11 protein-coding genes are annotated in these 20,225 nt (G+C 71.2%); 5 read left to right on the top strand and 6 right to left on the bottom strand.

What is annotated here, in order from left to right:
* Positions 1-138 precede the first annotated feature (138 nt).
* Both ACZ4Z2_RS35145 and ACZ4Z2_RS35140 read right to left on the bottom strand, forming a co-directional pair.
* Positions 139-1,266 carry a glycosyltransferase gene (locus ACZ4Z2_RS35145; RefSeq protein WP_468081656.1) on the bottom strand — a complete coding sequence of 376 codons (1,128 nt, stop codon included), beginning with the start codon at positions 1,264-1,266 and terminating at the stop codon, positions 139-141.
* Positions 1,263-4,163, bottom strand: coding sequence for a bifunctional glycosyltransferase/CDP-glycerol:glycerophosphate glycerophosphotransferase (locus ACZ4Z2_RS35140; RefSeq protein WP_468081655.1), 2,901 nt, complete (start codon positions 4,161-4,163; stop codon positions 1,263-1,265). The genes ACZ4Z2_RS35145 and ACZ4Z2_RS35140 overlap by 4 nt, the downstream gene beginning before the upstream one ends.
* 152 nt (positions 4,164-4,315) lie before the next feature.
* On the opposite strand from ACZ4Z2_RS35140, the gene ACZ4Z2_RS35135 reads away from it, so the two are divergent.
* Together ACZ4Z2_RS35135 and ACZ4Z2_RS35130 are read left to right on the top strand one after the other, a co-directional pair.
* Positions 4,316-5,362, top strand: a complete 1,047-nt coding sequence (locus ACZ4Z2_RS35135; protein ID WP_468081653.1) for a serine/threonine-protein kinase — start codon at positions 4,316-4,318, stop codon at positions 5,360-5,362.
* Between the two features lie 65 nt (positions 5,363-5,427).
* Complete coding sequence (locus ACZ4Z2_RS35130) at positions 5,428-7,371, top strand: serine/threonine-protein kinase (protein ID WP_468081652.1); 1,944 nt, start codon at positions 5,428-5,430, stop codon at positions 7,369-7,371.
* Between the two features lie 61 nt (positions 7,372-7,432).
* Here ACZ4Z2_RS35130 and ACZ4Z2_RS35125 read toward each other — a convergent pair whose 3' ends face one another.
* Entirely contained in the window at positions 7,433-12,409 is a 4,977-nt protein-coding gene (locus ACZ4Z2_RS35125) for an NAD-glutamate dehydrogenase (protein WP_468081651.1), read from the bottom strand.
* 769 nt (positions 12,410-13,178) lie between these two features.
* Here ACZ4Z2_RS35125 and ACZ4Z2_RS35120 point away from each other — a divergent pair.
* Positions 13,179-13,745: a DJ-1/PfpI family protein gene (locus tag ACZ4Z2_RS35120; RefSeq protein ID WP_468081650.1), complete on the top strand. Its 567-nt coding sequence runs from the start codon at positions 13,179-13,181 to the stop codon at positions 13,743-13,745.
* Positions 13,746-13,856: 111 nt separating this feature from the next.
* Here ACZ4Z2_RS35120 and ACZ4Z2_RS35115 read toward each other — a convergent pair whose 3' ends face one another.
* Together ACZ4Z2_RS35115 and ACZ4Z2_RS35110 are read right to left on the bottom strand one after the other, a co-directional pair.
* Positions 13,857-14,528, bottom strand: a complete 672-nt coding sequence (locus ACZ4Z2_RS35115; protein ID WP_468081648.1) for an HAD family hydrolase — start codon at positions 14,526-14,528, stop codon at positions 13,857-13,859.
* Between the two features lie 179 nt (positions 14,529-14,707).
* Complete coding sequence (locus ACZ4Z2_RS35110; RefSeq protein WP_468081646.1) at positions 14,708-15,223, bottom strand: DUF6912 family protein; 516 nt, start codon at positions 15,221-15,223, stop codon at positions 14,708-14,710.
* 439 nt (positions 15,224-15,662) lie between these two features.
* On the opposite strand from ACZ4Z2_RS35110, the gene ACZ4Z2_RS35105 reads away from it, so the two are divergent.
* Positions 15,663-16,190, top strand: coding sequence for an Rv3235 family protein (locus tag ACZ4Z2_RS35105; RefSeq protein WP_468081645.1), 528 nt, complete (start codon positions 15,663-15,665; stop codon positions 16,188-16,190).
* Between the two features lie 324 nt (positions 16,191-16,514).
* Here ACZ4Z2_RS35105 and secA read toward each other — a convergent pair whose 3' ends face one another.
* Positions 16,515-19,364 carry a preprotein translocase subunit SecA gene (secA, locus tag ACZ4Z2_RS35100; protein WP_468081643.1) on the bottom strand — a complete coding sequence of 950 codons (2,850 nt, stop codon included), beginning with the start codon at positions 19,362-19,364 and terminating at the stop codon, positions 16,515-16,517.
* A gap of 281 nt (positions 19,365-19,645) precedes the next feature.
* Here secA and ACZ4Z2_RS35095 point away from each other — a divergent pair, with 281 nt between their 5' ends.
* Positions 19,646-20,215 carry a GNAT family N-acetyltransferase gene (locus ACZ4Z2_RS35095; RefSeq protein WP_468081641.1) on the top strand — a complete coding sequence of 190 codons (570 nt, stop codon included), beginning with the start codon at positions 19,646-19,648 and terminating at the stop codon, positions 20,213-20,215.
* The last annotated feature ends 10 nt before the right edge of the window (positions 20,216-20,225 follow it).

The following is a 20,225-nucleotide window of genomic DNA, read 5'->3' as shown; positions in this document are numbered from 1 at the left end:
TGTTTGGGCTACGGAGACCTGCGGAGAGACGGACAAAAAAAGGGGGGGCGGAAGAAGGAGGAGGCGCTCAACGGGGAAAAAAACCACCCCCCCCCTCGGTCCCCCCGGCCCCCCCCCTCGCGCGGGCCCGGCCGCCGCTCACCGCTCCAGAAAGGCGAAAAGGGCCTCCCACCGGTCCACGATCTCGGCCGTCCCGTAGCGCCTTATGTTCTCCCTCGCCCGGTCGCCCAAGCGGTCCCGCAGTGCCTTGTCCGACATCAGCAGGTCCAGCTTGCGGGCCAGTTCGGCGGTGTTGCCGGGCGGGGCCAGCAGTCCGTCCTCGCCGTCGGCGACGATCTCGTGGACGCCGGGCGCGCAGTCGAACGCGGCACACGGGACGGCCATCGCCATCGCTTCCATGAGGGCGAGCGGGAAGCCCTCGCCCCGCGAGGAGAGCGCGAAGACGGAAGCCTCCCGGAGGGCGCCCGGCACGTCGGCCGTACGGCCCATCCAGGCCACCGAAGCGTCGAGGCCCAGGGACGTGCACTGCTTGCGCAGGATCTCCTCGTCCTCGCCCGACCCGTAGATCCGCAGGGTCCAGTCGGGGTGGGCGGGGGCGACCTCCGCCCAGGTGTCGAGGAGCATGTCGACACCCTTCTCGTCGCTCAGCCGGCCGATGCTGACGACGGCCTTCCCGGTGCGCGGCGAGGGAACGTCCGGCAGCCAGGGCACGGCGTTCGGCATGAACGAGGCGTTGTTGAGGCCCTCGCCGATCCACAGGTCGGCGTCCTCTCGGGTGAGGACCAGCATGCGGTCGACGTCCGCGTAGTACTTCAGGACGCGGCGGAAGCGGGAGCTGGCCTTCGCGGTCTCGTACGACTCGTGGCTCATGCCGATGACGGTCAGCCCGCTGGTGTCGGCGAGCCGCACCCACTCCATCGCCCACACCTGGGTGACGACGACGACCGCGCCGGGACGGGCGGCGTCGAAGAGCCGGGACAGCCGGACCGCCCGGTCCCGCATGCTCGCGTCCCGCGCCCGGCCGGGGGCCGGCGGCTGGCCGTCGTACAGCCTGGTCGTGGGGTAGGGGAGGTCGCCGAGGTCGTGCGGGTCCTCCGGTGTGGCGATGCCGATGACATGGACGCGATGGCCGCGCTCGGTGAACAGCCGGGCCATCTGGTGGGTCCAGCTGGTCACCCCGCCCAGTTCGTCGACGCTGTTGGCGACGAGGAAGATGTCCCGCCGCCCGTCCCGCCGCGCCCGCCGCCCGTCCCGCTGCCCGGTCACTTGCGCCTCCAGTCGGAGAAGAACTCGTCGACGATCCGCTGTGCGGCGGTGCCCTTGTCGTACTCGCCGAAGTCGGCCGTGAACCGCTCCCGCGCGGCGGCGTACTTCACCGACTGCTCCTCCAGCGAGGAACCCGCGAGGACCGCGTGCAGGTCGTCCTCCGTGCGGACCACCGGGCCCGGCGCCCGCTCCAGCAGGTCGAAGTAGGTGCCCCGGCCCTCGTGGACGTACTCGTCGTAGTCGTACGTGAAGAACAGCATCGGACGGTCCAGGAGGGCGTAGTCGAACATCACCGACGAGTAGTCCGTGATCAGCGCGTCCGCGAGGACGAGGAGGGGGGTCACGTCGTGGTGGCCGGACACGTCGATGACGCGGCCCCGCACCGAGGGCGGGAGGACGACGTGGTTGAGGTAGTGGGCGCGGACGAGGAGGACGTACTCGTCGCCGAAGGTCTCCGCGAAGCGCTCCACGTCGAACGGCAACGCGAACCGCTTCTGCCCCGACTGGCGGAACGTGGGCGCGTACAGCAGGACCTTCTTGTCGGCCGGGATGCCCAACTCGGCCGCGAGGGGCGGCCGTCCGGTGGTGCCGCGGGCCTGGACGAGGACGTCGTTGCGCGGGTAGCCCACCCGCAGCAGGGCCTTCTCGCGGAGGCGGAACGCCTTGGCGAGGGTGCGCACGTCGTGCTCGGAGCGGATGAGGAAGCGGTCGAAGCGGTCCAGGGTGCGCTGCTGCTCCGCCTGCGCGGCACGGGACTTGAGCTTCCAGCTCGGCTCGTCGAAGCCCATGCGCTTGAGGGCGGAGCCGTGCCAGGTCTGGAGGTACGTCGTGCCGGGCCGCTTGGTCAGCTTCAACGGGTAGCTCTGGTTGTCGATCCAGAACTCGGCGCGGGCCAGCGCCCTGAGGTAGGGCAGGGACCAGCGGCGTACGAGGGTCGCGTCGGAGGGGAAGCCGTCCGGGCGTCCCGCGTACGACCACACCGCCTCGAAGTCCAGGCCCTGGCGGCGCATCTCCTCGTAGATCGCCCGGGGGCTGTCGCTGTACTGCCGGCCGAGGTGGCTCTCGAAGACCACCAGGCGCCGGCGCGGGGGCATCCGCAGGAACGCCTCGTGATAAAGGCGGATCTTCGTGTCCCCGGAGGTGGCCTTCTTGCGCAGCGCCTTGGCCTTGCGGTAGCCGGTCTTGGCCAGTCGTCCGGGGGTGCCGCGCAGGCCGCGGGTGACGAGGACGTTGGCCTTCTTGTCGGGGACCAGCCGGAAGGCGAGGTGGCCGCGGGCGGAGACGTGCGGCTCGACGCGGTCGGCGACCAGCCGGGTGAGGCGGGGGCGTACCGGCAGTTCCCCGGTCGCGAGGCCCGGCTCGGCGGCGGTGAGCCGCGTCGTCGTCCGCTCGCCGTCGACCACGAGATGGAGGCGGACGTCCCACACGGCGTCCACGATGCCGAGCGGCCGCAGCACCTTCGCGATGTCGGCGGTGGCCTCCCACGCCACGTACGGGCCCTCGTGCCGGACCGCGGTCACCGGCACCCGGAACGTCCGAAAGCGCACGCCGGGGCGGCGGGCGTAGAACTCCAGCTCGGCGGTGAGCCCGGCGCCGGGCGGGATCACCCCGAGGGGGTTGGTGACACGGCCGGCCAGCCGGACGACTCCGCTGCGCCCCGGCCGGGCGTACTCGGTCAGCTCGTTGCGCAGGAACATCTTCCCGACCGGCCGGGCGTGGTAGCCGAGTTCGGTCACGTCCAGGATCCGCCGCGCGAAGGGGTCCTCGATGTGCTCGGCACACCAGTAGATCCGCCCGTCGCGCTCGGCCATCGGGGCGGACACCTTGTCGCGGTTGGTGAGGGTGTCCACGGCGGGCAGCAGGTTGTCCCAGTCCCGCTCGCGCAGCAGATAGGCGCAGATCGCGTGGATGGGCTCCACCTCCTCGTACGCGGCCGGGTCGATCGATGCCAGATAGGCGTTGGCCAGCGCGGCGAACTCCTGGCGGTAGGCGGCGTCCCGGAACGGCAGGTCGCGCAGGTGCAGCACCAGGTCGTGCTTGAGGAACTTGACGTCCTTGGCGAACTTCAGCCCGGGCAGGCCCCGGTCGGCGAGGAGCCGGTCGACCCGGCGGTGGATCTCCATGCGGTGCGCGAAGTTGGCGATCTCGGCCCGCCGGTTGCTGATCGACCTGGCCCCGGACCGCTCGACGACGTTCCAGTCGTAGACCCGGTTGGGGATGAGCGTGATCCGGCGGGCGGCGGCGTACACCTGCGCGGAGAAGAACAGGTCCTCGTAGTGGATGCCCACGGGGAACTCCAGGCCGCCCTCGACCAGGAAGTCACGCCGGTAGCACTTGTTGGTCGACAGGGTGTCGTAGACCAGCAGGTCGGGCAGCTCGGAGACGGAGTCGAGGGTACGGGTGCGGGTGTACAGCCACGGGTACCACTTGACCTCCTTCTTCGTACGGGTGTCCAGGTGGACGCGGACGCAGAGCCCGGAGACGAGGTCGGCGCCGGTGGTCTCGGCCGCCTCCAGCATGTTCCGGCAGGCGTTGCGCTCCAGGACGTCGTCGCTGTCGAGGAACAGGACGTACTCGCCGCGGGCCCGCCGGATGCCCTCGTTGCGGGGCGCGCCGCAGCCGCCGCTGTTCTCGGGGAGCCGGTACGCCCGTACGCGGTCGGGATGGCGGGCGGCGAGGCGGGCGGCCACCTCGTACGAGCCGTCCGTGCTGTGGTCGTCGACGATCACCACCTCGACGCTGCGCAGCGTCTGCTCCAGGACCGACCGCACGGCCGTGGGCAGCCTGGCCTCGTCGTTGTAGACGATGACGACGACGGACACGGCCGGCCGGCCGGGCACGGCGGGCTCGGCTGTCGCTGGTTGCGGCTGCTGCTCCACGTTCACCCCAAACATCATGCTTTGTTCCCTCTATAGGGCATGCCGCCGAAGAGGGCCACTCAGATAGAGGCCGTGGGAGGTACCCGGGTTGCGTCCGGGGCGGGGTGGGGCCGCGCTCCCCGCGATACCCTCCGGGGAGGACGGGGAGCGGGAACAGAGGGGGCCGGTCGATGCGCGGGGTGGTGCCTGGGCCGCTGCGGGCCGGCGATCCCGGGGAGATCTCCGGGTACCCGCTGCACGCCAGGATCGGCGAGGGCGGCATGGGCACCGTGTACCTCTCCCGCAGCCGGGGCGGCCAGCCGGTCGCGCTGAAGTTGGTCCGTCCGGAGTACGCCGACAGCCCGGCCTTCCGGGAACGCTTCGCCCGCGAGGTGGCCGCGGGCCGCCGGGTCTCCGGCTACCACCTGGTGCCGATCGTCGACCACGACGCGGCGGCGCGGCGGCCCTGGCTGGCCACGCGCTACGTACCGGGCGTCCCGCTCGGGGAGGCCCTGGAGACCCACGGCCCGCTGCCCGTGCCGACCGTGCTGCAACTGCTGGCCTGCGCCGCGTACGCGCTGGACGCCGTGCACACCGCCGGGGTGATCCACCGCGACATCAAGCCCGCCAACCTGCTCCTCGCCGCCGACGGGCCCTGGCTGCTCGACTTCGGTATCGCCCGGGCGGCGGGCGCCGCCACGCTCACCACCGCCGGCCGCCTCATCGGCACCCCGCGCTACATGTCCCCCGAGCACGCGCTGGGCCGCCGGGTCAGCTCCGCGTCGGACGTGTTCGCCCTCGGTCTGGTCGCCGCGGTCGCCGCCACCGGACGCCACCCGTACGGCCGGGGCAACCCGCTCGCCATCGCGACGCGCATCGCCGCGACCGACGTCGACCCGCCCGCCCTCGACGGCATCGACCGGCCCCTGCTCGACGTGATCCGCCGTTGCCTCACCGCCGACCCCGTCGCCCGCCCCTCGGCCGCCGACATCGCCGAGCACTGCGCGGGAGCCGCCCGCCGGGACGTCCGCGACTTCACGGGCTGGCTCCCGGCCCCGTTCGCGACCTCGGTGGCCATCATCGAGACGGCCTTCCGCACCCTGTCCCTCACCGAGGCCCCCACGGCCCCGGTCCCCCCGCGCCTGTCCGACGCCCCGACCGTCCGCGGGGTCCCGGCGACGGCGCCGATCACGATGCGGGACGAGGAATGGCAGCGCCGGGTACGGCGGGAACCCTAGACCCTTTTACGGCACCACGTACCGGTACCCACACGGAACCGTAACGCCGACTCCAGGTGTCGTAAGTGCCGTATAAGCTTCGGAACCGCTTCAAGTGCCCGCTCGCGGCACAGGAGTTCGGCACCGTACCGGGGGAGGCTCCCATTACCACCAGCACTGGCGACATCCTGAGCCCTCTGGGACCGCAGGACCCACGAGAGACCGCCGGATACCACCTGCAGGCCCGTATCGGCGAGGGCGGCATGGGCACGGTCTATCTGTCGCACACCCGTGGCGGCCAGCCGGTCGCCCTGAAGGTCATCCGCCGCGAGTACGGCCAGGACGCGGACTTCCGCCGCCGCTTCGAGCAGGAGGTCCAGGCGGCCCGCCGGGTCCAGGGCTACCACATCGTCCCGGTCGTCGACCACGACACCACCGGCGAACTCCCCTGGCTGGCCTCCGCGTTCATCGCCGGCATCCCCCTGCACGACGCCCTCGTCGCGTTCGGGCCGCTCCCACTGCCCGCCGTCTTCCAGCTGGTCGGCTGCGCGGCCCGCGCCCTGACGTCGATCCACGCGGCCGGCGTCATCCACCGCGACCTCAAGCCCAGCAACATCCTGCTGGGCACCCAGGGCCCGTACGTCATCGACTTCGGTATCGCCCGCGCCGCCGACGCCACCCAACTCACGCAGTCCGGCGGCCTGATCGGCACCCCGCAGTACATGTCACCGGAGCACGCCCTCGGTGAGCGGGTCACCCCGGCCACCGACGTCTTCTCCCTCGGCCTGATCGCGGCGGTCGCCGCCACCGGCCGCCACCCGTACGGCGACGGCGGCGCCATCACGATCGCCGCGCAGATCGCCAACACCGCCCAGCGCCCGCCGCAACTCGACGGTTTCGACGAGCGGTTGCGCCCGCTGCTGGAGCGCTGCCTGACCGCCGACCCGGCGGAGCGCATCGGCACGGAGGAACTGGCCGCGCTCTGCCAGGAGTTGTCCGGCCGCGGTCTCAGCGACTTCAACGGCTGGCTGCCGGGGCCGCTCACCGCCGAGATCGCCCGGCGTGAGCAGGCAGCCCAGACCCCGCCCCGGCCGACGGCACCGCAGATGCCGCCGGCACCGCCGGTCACCGCTCCCCCGACGGCGCCCCCGACCACGGCTCCGGCCGCCGCCCCGACGCCCCCGCCGCACGGCCCGGCGCAGGGCACCACCCAGGGCGTACCGCAGGCGGCCCCCATGCCCGGCTTCGGCCCCGCCGCCCAGGGCCCTGCCCCGGGCTACGGCTACCCACAGCCCGCCGCCCAGACGTACAACCTCACCCCGCAGGCCCCCGCCCCCGCCCCGGCGCCGCCCAAGAAGAGCCGCCGGGGCCTGAAGGCGGGCCTCATCGCCCTCGTCCTCGTCCTCGCGGTCGGCTCGGGCGCGGCGGCCGCGGTGTACCTGATGGGCAAGGACGACGACAAGAGTCCCAGCAGTGCAGCGAGCGGCGGGGACAAGGCCAAGAACGAGGAGACGGACAAGCCGAGCCCGACCCCGACCGAGTCGGAGACGGAAGACTCCGGGGGAAGCACACCCGACCCCACCGTGTCGACCACCGACGTGCCCGCGAACGCCACGTTCAGCAAGCTCTTCGAGGACAAGCCGATGAGCGTGCTGAGCCCCGGCAGCCTGGAGACCACATACGTGGACCTCGACGGACCCAAGGTCGACCCGACCAACTACATGAGCGTCGAGGTCCAGGAGTTCTCCGCGTCGTCGCGCGACATCACCTTCACCCAGCCCATGGGCAAGGCGAACGGCAGCACCCCCGACGAGTGCCTCGCCGGAGCGGAGCAGAACCCGTTCACCGAGACGTTGAGCGGCGACTCCATCAACCGGGACGACGAGATCGTCAAGGGCGACCGTCTCTGCACGGTCACCGGCGAGGGCAACCTCGCGATGTGGACGATCACCCAGGTCGAGGCCCCCAGCGACCTCGACTACCTGCCCGACCTGAAGGGGACGGTCACCGTCTGGGAGATCCACCGCTGACGTGACGAGAGGGGGCGCCCCCGGGTTCCGACGAACCCGGGGGCGCCCCCTCTCCGTACCCCTACGAGTGCGTGCGCAGCAGTGTGCGCATCGTGCGCATGGCCACCGACAGATTGGCCAGGTCGAACGCGTCGGAGCCCTGGATCTCCTCCAGCGTCGTCCGCGCGCGGCCCAGGATCGGCGCGTTCTTCTGCTCCCACACCTTGAACCGCTGCTCCGGCGTGGACGTGCCGTTCCCTGCGGACAGGACGTCCGCGGTGAGGGAGGCGTGCGCCGCGTACAGGTCCTCGCGGATCGCCGCGCGGGCCATGGACTGCCAGCGGTCGGCGCGCGGCAGCTCGATGATGCGGTCCATGAGCTGGGTGATGCGCAGCCGGTCGGCGAGGTCGTAGTACACCTCGGCGACTTCCATCGGCGTCCGGCCGACCCGGTCGGCGACGGCGACGATGTCGAGCGTCGGGAAGGCGGAGGAGAAGCCCGCGACGCGGGTGGCCAGTTCCTCCGGGACCCCGGCGCCGGCCAGCTCGTCGTAGATCTGCTGGTACCACTCCAGGTCCGCGCCGCGCAGCAGCTTGGGCAGCTCGCCCCAGACGAGGTCCACGCCGTCCTTGAAGAAGGCGATGGTCTCGGCCAGTTGCAGCGGCTGCGGCCGGTTGTTGAGCAGCCAGCGCGTGCCGCGCTCGACGAGGCGGCGGGAGTGCAGCCGGATCCGGGTCTGGACGTCCGCGGCGACCTTGTTGTCGAGCCCCTCGACCGCGTCCCACACCGCGCCCGACCCGAAGATCGCGCGGGACGCGGTCTGCGCCCGGACGATCTCCTCCAGGGAGGCCCCGGTCTCCTCCCGCAGCCGGTGCAGGAAGCTCGTACCGCCGGTGTTGACCGTGTCGTTGACGAGCAGGGTGGTGATGATCTCCCGGCTCAGCGGGTGGCTGTCGATGTGCTCGGAGAACTGCTGGCGCAGCGCGGTCGGGAAGTACGTGTGCAGCAGGATGCGCAGGTACGGGTCGTCCGGCAGCGAGGTGTGCAGCAGTTCCTCGGCGACGGTGATCTTGGTGTAGGCGAGGAGGACGGCCGTCTCCGGGCCGGTCAGGCCGTGCCCGGCGTTCAGCCGCTCACGGATCTGCCGGTCGGAGGGCAGGAACTCCAGCGCGCGGTCGAGGTGGCCCTCCCTGACCAGGTGGCGCATGAAGCGCTGCTGGGCGTGGAGCATGTCCTTGGACTGGGCGAGGGCGTTGGCGATGGCCGTGTTCTGCGCGTAGTTGTTGCGCAGGACCAGCCGGCCGACCTCGTCGGTCATCTCGGCGAGCAGTTTGTTGCGCTGCTTGACGGTCATGTCGCCCTCGGCGACCAGGCCGTTGAGCAGGATCTTGATGTTCACCTCGTGGTCGGAGGTGTCCACGCCCGCGCTGTTGTCGATGGCGTCGGTGTTGACCCGTCCGCCGTTCTGCGCGAACTCGATCCGGCCCAGCTGGGTCAGGCCGAGGTTGCCGCCCTCGCCGACGACCTGGACGCGCAGGTCCCGTCCGTCGACGCGAATGGCGTCGTTGGCCTTGTCGCCGACGTCGGCGTGGGTCTCGGCGCTCGACTTGACGTAGGTGCCGATGCCGCCGTTCCACAGGAGGTCGACCGGGGCCTTGAGGATCGCCTTCATCAGGTCGGCCGGGGTCATCTTGGAGATCTTCTCCTCGATGCCCAGGGCGTCCCGGATGTGGCCGTTGATCGGGATGGCCTTGGCGGTGCGCGGGAAGACGCCGCCGCCGGTGGAGATCAGGTCGGCGTCGTAGTCCTCCCAGCTGGAGCGCGGGAGTTCGAAGATGCGGCGCCGCTCGGCGTACGAGGTGGCCGCGTCCGGGGTGGGGTCGAGGAAGATGTGCCGGTGGTCGAAGGCGGCGACCAGTCGGATGTGCTCGCTGAGCAGCATGCCGTTGCCGAACACGTCACCGGACATGTCGCCGATGCCGACGACGGTGAAGTCCTCGGTCTGGGTGTCGACGCCCAGCTCCCGGAAGTGCCGCTTGACCGACTCCCAGGCACCACGGGCGGTGATGCCCATGCCCTTGTGGTCGTAGCCGGCGCTGCCGCCGGAGGCGAAGGCGTCCCCGAGCCAGAAGTTGTACGACTCGGCGACCTCGTTGGCGATGTCGGAGAAGGTCGCGGTGCCCTTGTCGGCGGCGACGACGAGATAGGTGTCGTCCTCGTCGTGCCGGACGACGTCGGCGGGCGGCACGACCTCCCCGGCGACCATGTTGTCGGTGATGTCGAGCAGGGCGGAGATGAAGGTCCGGTAGCTGCGGATGCCCTCGGCCATCCAGGCGTCGCGGTCCACCGACGGGTCGGGCAGCTGCTTGGCGACGAAGCCGCCCTTGGCGCCGACCGGCACGATCACGGTGTTCTTGACCATCTGCGCCTTGACCAGGCCCAGGATCTCCGTGCGGAAGTCCTCACGCCGGTCGGACCAGCGCAGACCACCGCGTGCGACCTTCCCGAACCGCAGGTGCACGCCCTCGACGCGCGGCGAGTACACCCAGATCTCGAACGCCGGGCGCGGCGCCGGCAGGTCGGGGATGGCCCGCGGGTCGAACTTCATGGAGACGTAGTCGTGCGGCTTGCCGCCGGCCGCCTTCTGGAAGAAGTTGGTGCGCAGCGTCGCCTTGATGACGGTGAGGAAGGACCGCAGGATGCGGTCCTCGTCGAGGGAGGCCACCTGGTCGAGCGCGGCGTCGACCTCCTCGAGGAGCGCGTCGACGATCTCGCGCCCGGCCCGCTGCCGGTCGGGCGACATCCGCGCCTCGAACAGCGACACGAGCAACCGGGTGGTGTGGACGTTGTTGCGGAGGGTGTCCTCCATGTAGTCCTGGCTGAAGGTGGAGCCGGCCTGCCGCAGGTACTTGGCGTACGCGCGCAGCACCATGGCCTGCCGCCAGGTGAGCCCGGCGCTCAGCACCAGGGCGTTGAAGCCGTCGTTCTCGGCCTGCCCGGTCCAGGTGGCGGCGAACGCCTCCTGGACGCGCTCGCGGGCGTCGCCGCCGAGGAAGTCGCCGGCGGCCGAGCGGGGCATGCGCAGCCCGAAGTCGTAGATCCAGGCGGTGGTGCGGTCCGCGCGGCGCAGCTCGTAGGGCCGCTCGTCGATGACCTCGACGCCGAGCCGGTTGAGGACGGGCAGCACCGCGGAGAGGGAGACCGAGCCGCCCTTGCGGTAGATCTTGAACCGGCGCTCGTCGGGCGCGGCGCCCACGGGCTCGTACAGGCTGAGCGCGAAGTCCTCGTCCTCGCCGAGCTGTTCGATGTTGACGAGGTCGGCGACGGCGGAGCGGGGGCTGTGGTCGGCCTTGTACCCCTCGGGGAAGGCGTTGTGGTAGCGGCGCAGCAGCTCGGCCGCGCGCTCCTCGCCCAGTTCGGCGTTGAGCGCCTCGCCGAAGCCGTCGGCCCAGGAGCGGGCGGCCTCCACCAGGCGGGCCTCGACGCGCTCCTTGTCGGCGTCCGTCAGCTGCGGCAGTTCGGTGCCCTGCGGGACGCGGACCACGAAGTGCAGCCGGGAGAGGATCGACTCGGTGTTCCAGGCGGTGAAGTCGACGCTGGTACCGCCGAGTTCCTCCTTCAGGATGTCGATGATCCGCAGGCGCACGCCGGTGGTGTACCGGTCGCGCGGCAGGTAGACGAGGGCGGAGTAGTAGCGCCCGTACTCGTCCTGCCGCAGGTAGAGCCTGAGCCGGCGGCGCTCTTGGAGGTAGAGCACGGAGGTGACGATGGACCGCAGCTCGTCGGCGGGCGTCTGGAACAGCTCGTCGCGCGGGTAGGTCTCCAGGATCTGGAGCAGGTCGCGTCCGTCGTGGCTGTTGGGTGAGAACCCGGCGCCCTTGAGGACCTCGTCGACCTTGCGCCGGACGACGGGGACGCGGCGGACGGACTCGGTGTAGGCGGCCGAGGAGAACAGGCCGAGGAAGCGCCGCTCACCGACGACGTTCCCCTCGCTGTCGAACTTCTTGACGCCCACGTAGTCGAGGTAGGACGGCCGGTGGACGGTGGCGCGGCTGTTGGCCTTGGTGAGGATGAGGAGCTTGTGCTCGCGGGCCTTGGCGCGGGCGTCGGCCGGCAGCCGGTCGAAGGAGGAGCTGACGGGGTGGTCGTCGGGCCCGGCGTGGTGCGGGTCGGCGCGCAGGATGCCGAGACCGGTGCCGGCGACGGCGGCGAGCGTGTCGTCGGGACGCAGTTCGTACTCGCGGTACCCGAGGAAGGTGAAGTGGTCGTCGGCGAGCCAGCGCAGCAGCTCGCGGGCCTCCTCCACCTCCTGGTCGCGCAGGTCGTCGGCGGTGGGTTCGGTGGGCAGTCCGTCGGCGATCCGGAGCGCCGCGTCCCGCATCTTCTCCCAGTCCTCGACGGCTTCGCGCACGTCGGACAGCACCCGCAGCAGATCGTTGGTGATCTGCTTCAGATCGGCCCGGTCGGTCTCGCGGTCGATCTCGACGTGGATCCACGACTCGATGTGCGCGTCGTGCGGCAGTGTCTCGCCCGCGGCCACGGCCGCCGCCGCGGCGGCGACGGCAGAAGGCTCGCTGACCAGCTCGACGAGCTTGCCGGTCACGTCGCGCCGTACGACGACCTGCGGATGGATGACGACGTGGATGCCGCGTCCCTGCCGTGACAGCTCGTTGGTCACGGAGTCGACGAGGAAGGGCATGTCGTCGGTGACGACCTCGACGACGGAGTGGCTGCACGTCCAGCCGTTCTCCTCCACGGTCGGGGTGTGGACCCGAACGTTGGCCGTGCCCTGTGGGCGGTTCTCGGCCAGTCGGTAGTGGGAGTAGGCGGCTCCGAAGACGTCGACCGGGTCGCGGCCGCTCAGGTCCTCCGGGGCGGTGTGCAGGTAGTAGCGCTGGAGGAACGCGAGCACGGTGTCGTGGTCCGGGGTGTCCGGTGCACCCTCGGCACTCTCGCTCGTCGTCCCAGTCGGTAGGTGCCCCCCGACCGGGCTGTTCTCAGCTACCCGGGCGGCCCTCTCGAGCAACTCGGCCTTGGCTTCGTCCAGCTTGGTCTGCATTGTCCTCTGGCTCCTGTCGCGCGCCGTTGCGTGACGTAGAAGGAAGTACGGCCTCGTCCCCTCCGACGCGACGCCACGACACGGGGTGTCCGGTCGGCTTCGACGCTATGCCGCGGGGTGAGATGAGCGGGGGGTAATCGGCCATTCCGGCCGCCGAACAGGCGTGTGACGCTGCTCTCGGCGCCGCCGGCCCACTGGCTTCACTCGACGCCTCGGGGGTTTCCAGGGCCCCCACCCGCCCGCGAGGACCAGCGACCGCCGCCCGGTCACGGATGTCGTCCGTGCACACCGGGCGCGGGGCAGGGACGACGACGTCCCCGCGAACTATCGCGCTGATCACGCCACCAAGGCTATCGCTCCTTACAGGCCCCCCGTCATGAGCCGTATGTGTACAAAACCGGGGCCAGAACTTTGACATTCCACACAGAGACAACCACCCGACCTCCACACTCATCCCGCCCACCCGAGCATACTCCCGCTCAACTGTGCCGCCTGTGCAGGGCGCGGGCGGCGGTTCTCCCGCTCGCGGGCCGTCTCGGGGCTCCAGCCGAACACCGAGTGACCGGAATGCGCCGGAGTATGGGTCGAGGCGACAATCGGAGGGTGAGGCTGCCGCCAAGCAGGTGGCGAAAGGCCCGCTCCGGCACCGCGTCGCCGCACACCCCCTTGGCAAACCCCCACCCTGGATGCACGTTGCCCAGGACACCCGACGCACGTTGCCCAGGACACCCCGACGAGACGAACCATCACGAGCCGAGGGGAACCCGCCATGACAGCCAAGATCCTGATCATCACCGGTGACGCGGCCGAGTCGCTGGAGGTCCTGTACCCCTACCAGCGCCTGCGGGAGGAGGGCTACGAGGTCCACATCGCCGCCCCCGCCCGCAAGCAGCTCCGCTTCGTCGTCCATGACTTCGAACCCGGCTTCGACACCTACACCGAGAAACCCGGCTACACCTGGCCCGCGGACCTGGCGTTCTCCGAGGTCGACCCGGGCCAGTACGCCGCCCTCGTCATCCCCGGCGGCCGGGCCCCGGAGTACCTCCGCAACGACCCGGAGCTGCGCAAGATCCTCAAGTCGTTCTTCGACACCGACAAGCCGGTCGCGCAGATCTGCCACGGGCCACTGCTCACCGCCGCCGTGGACGCGCTCCACGGCCGCCGCGTCACGGCGTACCCCGCCCTGGAGCTGGACATGCAGTCCGCCGGGGCGACCTTCCAGGACGCCGAGACCGTGATCGACGGCACCCTCGTCTCCGCACGGGCCTGGCCGGACCACCCGAGCTGGATGCGGGAGTTCCTGAAGGTCCTGCGAGCGAAGGCCCCGGCGACCTGACCCGGCCGCCCCCGCGGGGAGCGGGCGTCCTCGGCCCCGGCCGCACCGGGGCCCGCTCCTCCGCCCCGGCGCCGACGCCCCCGGGGGGCCGCTCGTCCGCTTCGGTGACCGCTACGCCGCCAGCCGCTCGGCCTCCATGACCGCCTCCTCCAGGGTGTCCACCACGGGCACCCCGGGTACGGTCTCCAGGCTGGCCCGGCTGTGGGACCCCCCGGTGTAGAGGACGGCCCGCGCCCCGACGTGGCGGGCGGCGACCGCGTCGTCAGCGGCGTCCCCGATCACCACCGTCCGCTCGGGCTCCACCCCGACGAGCCGGCGCAGGTGCCGCACCATGTGCTCGGCCTTGCTGCCCCCGGACGGCCCCCGCCGCCCGTCGACCCGTACGAAGTGCGGTTCGATCCCGAACCCCCGCACCAGCGGCACCAGTTCCTCGTGCACGTACATGCTGAGGATCGACTGGCTGTGCCCCTCGGACCGCCAGTCGGCGAGCAGCGTGGGCACCCCGTCGGTGAGCCCGCACGCGACGCGGTGCTCGGCGTAGTACCGATGGAAGACGACGTCCATCGCGTCCCACTCCTCATCGGTGGGCAGCCGCCCTATCAGCCGCTCGTAGAACTTCGGCACCGGCACGCAGTACAGCTCCCGGTACCGCTCCAGGGTGAGCGGCTCGATCCCCAGCTCGGCGAACGCCGCGTTCGTCGCCCCGATGATCGCGTCGTTGTCATGGAACAGCGTGCCGTTCCAGTCCCAGACGATGTGCGCCCCTGCGCCGTGCTTCCCCATACCGAAGAAACTACCCCCCACCACTGACAACGCACCGTGACCTGGAGTACGCACCCCGCATACGCGTACGACCCGCGGACCGGGCGGGCCGGCGGCACCGGTACCGTCGTCCGGCCACCGGCCACCGCGCACCGGGCACCGGCCACCGCGCACCGCGCACCGGCCGAGTGCCGGCGGTGTCACTCCCCGAGGCCCACCAGGTTCGGGATCTCCTGCGTCGCGTACCAGAGCAGTTCGTGGTCGTCCGCCCCGTCGACGATGAACTGGGCGTCGTCGTCGCCCTGGTCCGCCGCCCCGAGCGCGTCCGCCGCCTCGGACACCTCGGCCTCGGCCTCCGCCGAGTCGACGTGCACGGCCGCCGCCTTGGCCAAGGACACCGGCCCGGCGACCCGCACCTCGCCGAGCGCCGTCGGGTCGAGCCCCCGGTCGGGGTCGGCGACGGCGTCCCGGTCGGCCACGTCCACCGCCACGACGACCCGGCGCCGGGCGGCCCCCGGCTCCACCGCGATCAGCCGCAGCGACGCGAGGGCGGCCCGGTTCAGCGCGGCGTACTCCAACTCCTCGATGTCGTCGGACAGGTACCACTCGCGCAGCGCCGGCGTGACGGCGTACGCGACGAACGGCCCCTCCCCCAACTGCCCCGTCTTGTACGCCTCGGCGAGCCCGGGAAGGGTCAGGGGGACGTAGACGCGCATGGCAGGCCGCTTTCGTAGTCGTGTTCGCTGTCAAGGCTCCGCGGAGGGCTCCGACGAGGGATCCGCCTCGCCGGGAACGATCCGTACCCCGTGGGGATCGGTCCCGCACCCCGGAAGGGGCCCGGGGCGGTCCATGGGTCCCGACGGGCCTTCAGGATACGTGCGGGCGTCCTCTTTCGAGCCCCCGCCCGACCCTCCGGCCCCGTCCACCCCACGCCCACCGCCTCACCCGGCACACCTCCGCCGCAGCGGCCACGGAAGCCGTCCTCGTCACCCTGATAGGTGAACTGTCCGGGCCGCCCGCCGCGCGTCGCCGTTCCTTGCGGGGCCCGCCCCGTACCTCGTAACAAGATCCCCAACACGAAGTTACCGACTGGTACCCGCAGCTCACCGCCACCGCCACCGCCACCGCTACCGCCACCGACGAACGGGGATCCCGATGAACAAGGTCATGACCAGGACCCAGCGCCGCCCCGGCACCCGCCCGCCCGTCCGCCACGACTCGCGCCGCCCCGGCCGCGGCCCGGGCGGAGGTCGAGGAGCGGCCGCGGCCGGACGTGGTGCGGGCCGGAGCGCAGCCGCGCTTCTCCTCCCCGGAGTCCTGACTGCCGCGCCCGCCCCGCTGCCCCGCCCCACCGACCGCTTCGCGGACCTCCTGCTGGCCGTCCTGAGCGGCCGCCGCCCGGTCCACAGCATGCTGCGCCACACCGCGGGCCGGGCCTACGACGAGCTGGCCTGGCTCGCCGAACAGGGCCCCCTGCGCAGCGCTCATGGCGCGGAGCCGGTCGTCCGCGACATCGGCTACTACGTGGCCGCCCCCGGCGCCCTGGAAGTCTTCGCCCGCATCGCCGCGGGCGACCGCCTCAGCGCGATGGCCTTCCGCCTGGAACACGGCCCCGACCACCGCTGGCGCTGCACAGCAGTCGAACTGGGCGGCCCAAGGCGCCCCCAAAGGGACGACCACTGACCCCCGCCCCGGCCCCAGCCCCACAGCCCACCCACGCCCACCGGGCGCACCGGCCGTCGCCACCGGCCGTCGCCACCCGCCCCCACGCGGACGGCGGGGTGGACCCCGAGCCGCACCGGCCGTGCGGCCCGCTGCCCGGCCGTGCGGCCCGCTGCCCGGCCGTGCGGCCCGCTGCCCGGCGGTGCGGCCCGCTGCCCGGCGGTGCGACCCGGGTGCGCGGAAGGGCCGGGCATCCGAAGATGCCCGGCCCTTCCCTGTCGCACGGCCTACGGCCACTCACCGCCCCGCATCCCGCGCAGCGGCACCGGGCACCGGCAGCCGTGGTTACTTCTTGCGGCGGCGGCCGCCCGCCCGGCCCTGCTGCTTGCGGCGCTCAGCGCGGGTGAGGCCGTCGGCCTCGGAGCGGATGGGCTCGTCCTCGGGCAGGTCGCCCTCGACGATGCCGCCCTCGCCGTCGACGGTCGGCGCGGAGAAGTGCAGCCGGTCCCGGCGCTGCGGGGCCTCCAGCCCCTTCGCCCGGATCTCCGGCCGCGAGGCACCCGCCTGGGCCGGCACCGCGTCGCCCTTGTCGAGGGACGGCGTGGCGTCCTCGACGGGGACCTCCTCGACCTGCTGCTCGACCTGGACCTCCAGGTTGAACAGGTAGCCGACGGACTCCTCCTTGATGCCCTCCATCATCGCGGTGAACATGTCGAAGCCCTCGCGCTGGTACTCGACCAGCGGGTCCTTCTGGGCCATCGCGCGCAGGCCGATGCCCTCCTGGAGGTAGTCCATCTCGTAGAGGTGCTCACGCCACTTGCGGTCCAGGACGGACAGGACCACCCGGCGCTCCAGCTCACGCATGATCTCGGAGCCGAGCTGCTCCTCACGTGCCTGGTACTGCTCGTAGATGTCGTCCTTGATGGACTCGGCGATGAACTCGGGCGTCAGTCCGGCCCGGTCGCCGGCCGCCTCCTCCAGCTCCTCGATGGTGACCTTCACCGGGTAGAGCTGCTTGAACGCGCCCCACAGCCGGTCGAGGTCCCACTCCTCGGCGAAGCCCTCGGCGGTCTCGGCGGCGATGTACGCGTCGATCGTGTCGTCCATGAAGTGCTGGATCTGCTCGTGCAGGTCCTCGCCCTCCAGGACGCGGCGCCGCTCGCCGTAGATGACCTCGCGCTGCCGGTTGAGGACCTCGTCGTACTTGAGGACGTTCTTACGGGTCTCGAAGTTCTGCTGCTCGACCTGCGACTGGGCGGACGCGATCGCGCGAGTGACCATCTTGTTCTCGATCGGCACGTCGTCCGGCACGTTCGCCATGGACATCACGCGCTCGACCATCTGGGCCTTGAACAGGCGCATCAGGTCGTCGCCGAGGGAGAGGTAGAAGCGGGACTCGCCCGGGTCGCCCTGACGGCCGGAACGACCGCGCAGCTGGTTGTCGATACGGCGGGACTCGTGCCGCTCGGTGCCGAGGACGTAGAGACCGCCGAGGGCCTCGACCTCCTCCTTCTCGGCCTTGACCGCCGCCTCGGCCTTCGCCAGGGCCTCGGGCAGGGCCGCGGCCCACTCCTCGATGTGCTCCTCGGGGTCGAGGCCGCGCTGGCGCAGCTCCGCCTCGGCAAGGTCCTCGGGGTTGCCGCCGAGCTTGATGTCCGTACCACGGCCGGCCATGTTGGTGGCGACGGTCACGGCGCCCTTGCGGCCGGCCTGGGCGACGATGATCGCCTCACGGTCGTGCTGCTTGGCGTTCAGCACCTCGTGCTGGACACCGCGCTTGCTGAGCTGCTGCGAGAGGTACTCGGACTTCTCGACCGACGTCGTACCGACGAGGATCGGCTGGCCCTTCTCGTGCTTCTCGACGATGTCGTCGACGACCGCCTCGAACTTGGCGACCTCGGTGCGGTAGATCAGGTCCGACTGGTCCTTGCGGATCATCGGCCTGTTGGTGGGGATCGGGACCACGCCGAGCTTGTAGATCTGGTGGAACTCGGCGGCCTCGGTCATGGCCGTACCGGTCATGCCGGACAGGCCCGGCATCTCCTTGCCGTCGTGGTCGTGGCGCTTGTAGAGGCGGAAGAAGTTCTGCAGGGTGATCGTGGCGAGCGTCTGGTTCTCGTCCTTGATCGGCACCCCTTCCTTCGCCTCGATCGCCTGGTGCATGCCCTCGTTGTAGCGGCGGCCGGCGAGGATACGGCCCGTGTGCTCGTCGACGATCATGACCTCGCCGTCGATGACGACGTAGTCCTTGTCCTTCTTGAAGAGCTCCTTCGCCTTGATGGCGTTGTTCAGGTAGCCCACCAGCGGCGTGTTCACCGACTCGTAGAGGTTGTCGATGCCCAGCCAGTCCTCGACCTTGGAGACGCCGGACTCGTGGATGGCGACGGTGCGCTTCTTCTCGTCGACCTCGTAGTCGCCGGTCTCCTCGATGCCCTTGAGCGGGTTGCCGGGCTCGCCCTTCTTCAGGCGCTGCACCAGCTTGGCGAAGTCGCCGTACCACTTGGTGGCCTGGTCGGCGGGGCCGGAGATGATCAGCGGCGTACGGGCCTCGTCGACGAGGATGGAGTCGACCTCGTCGACGATCGCGAAGTTGTGGCCGCGCTGGACGAGCTCGTCCTTGGACCACGCCATGTTGTCGCGGAGGTAGTCGAAGCCGAACTCGTTGTTCGTGCCGTACGTGATGTCGCAGTTGTACTGCTCGCGGCGCTGGGCGGGCGTCATGTTGGCGAGGATGCAGCCGACGCTCAGGCCCAGGAACTTGTGGACGCGACCCATCATCTCGGAGTCGCGCTCGGCCAGGTAGTCGTTGACCGTGATGAGGTGGACGCCCTTGCCGGACAGCGCGTTCAGGTACGCGGGCAGGGTACCGACGAGGGTCTTGCCCTCACCGGTCTTCATCTCGGCCACGTAGCCGAGGTGGAGGGCGGCGCCGCCCATGATCTGCACGTCGTAGTGACGCTGGCCGAGGGCGCGCTTGGCGGCCTCGCGCACGGTGGCGAACGCCTCGGGGAGCAGGTCGTCCAGGCTCTCACCGTCGGCGTACCGCTGCTTGTACTCATCGGTGAGGGCCCGCAGCTCGGCGTCGGAGAGGTCGACGAAGTCCTCTTCGATGGAGTTGACCTGGTCCGCGATGCGGTGCAGCTTGCGCAGGATCTTGCCTTCGCCTGCACGCATGATCTTCGAGAGGACGGACACGGGGGTTTGTCTCCTTGCCGGTCGGGCCTGGGACGGTCGGTTTCGATTGACAGTTTCAAATCACAGCTTGAGCAACGGCCATCGTAAGCGAGGACCCCGCCATGCCGGGAGGTCTGGCCCTGACAGCCACCAGGACAACGGGCGGGCGTCGCCGATGGTGCCGCGTTCCGCCCACGAAATGCACGAATTGTGACCGCCTGCCCCTGCCGCGTCACGTACGCGTTCACAGAACGGGCGCAAATGAGATGGCGCCCGTCCGCCGCCCCGAGCACAATCGCCCGATGGACCCCGTCACCCTGACCACCGAGCGCCTGCTGCTGCGCGCCGTGGACGCGCGCGACACCGACACGGTGTACGCCGCCGCGCAGGACCCGGACATCCAGCGCTGGACCACGATCCCCTCGCCGTATCTGCGCGAGCACGCGGTGACCTTCGTCGAGCACGCGGTCCCCGAGGGCTGGGCCACCGCCTCCATGTTCACCTTCGGCGTCTTCCTCCCCTCCGGCGCGCTGACGGGCATGCTCGGCATCACCCTGCGGTCCCTCGGCACCGCCGAGATCGGCTTCTGGACGGCGAAGGAGCACCGCCGCAACGGCTACACCACCGAGGCGACCCGGGTCGCCGCCCGCTGGGCCTTCACCACGCTCGCCGTCGACCGCCTCGAATGGCGCGCCGAGGTCGGCAACACCGCGTCCCGCGCGGTCGCCGAGAACACCGGCTTCACCGTGGAGGGCACCCTCCGCTCCGCCCTCAACAACAACGGCACCCTCCGCGACTGCTGGGTGGGCTCCCTCCTCCCCTCGGACCTGAGCCTCCCCTCCACGTCCCCCTACCTGCCGGCTCCCCGCTGACGTCCGGCCC

Source organism: Streptomyces sp. NPDC030183 (genome assembly GCF_055573455.1).
This window is presented reverse-complemented; position numbering and strand designations above follow the sequence as displayed.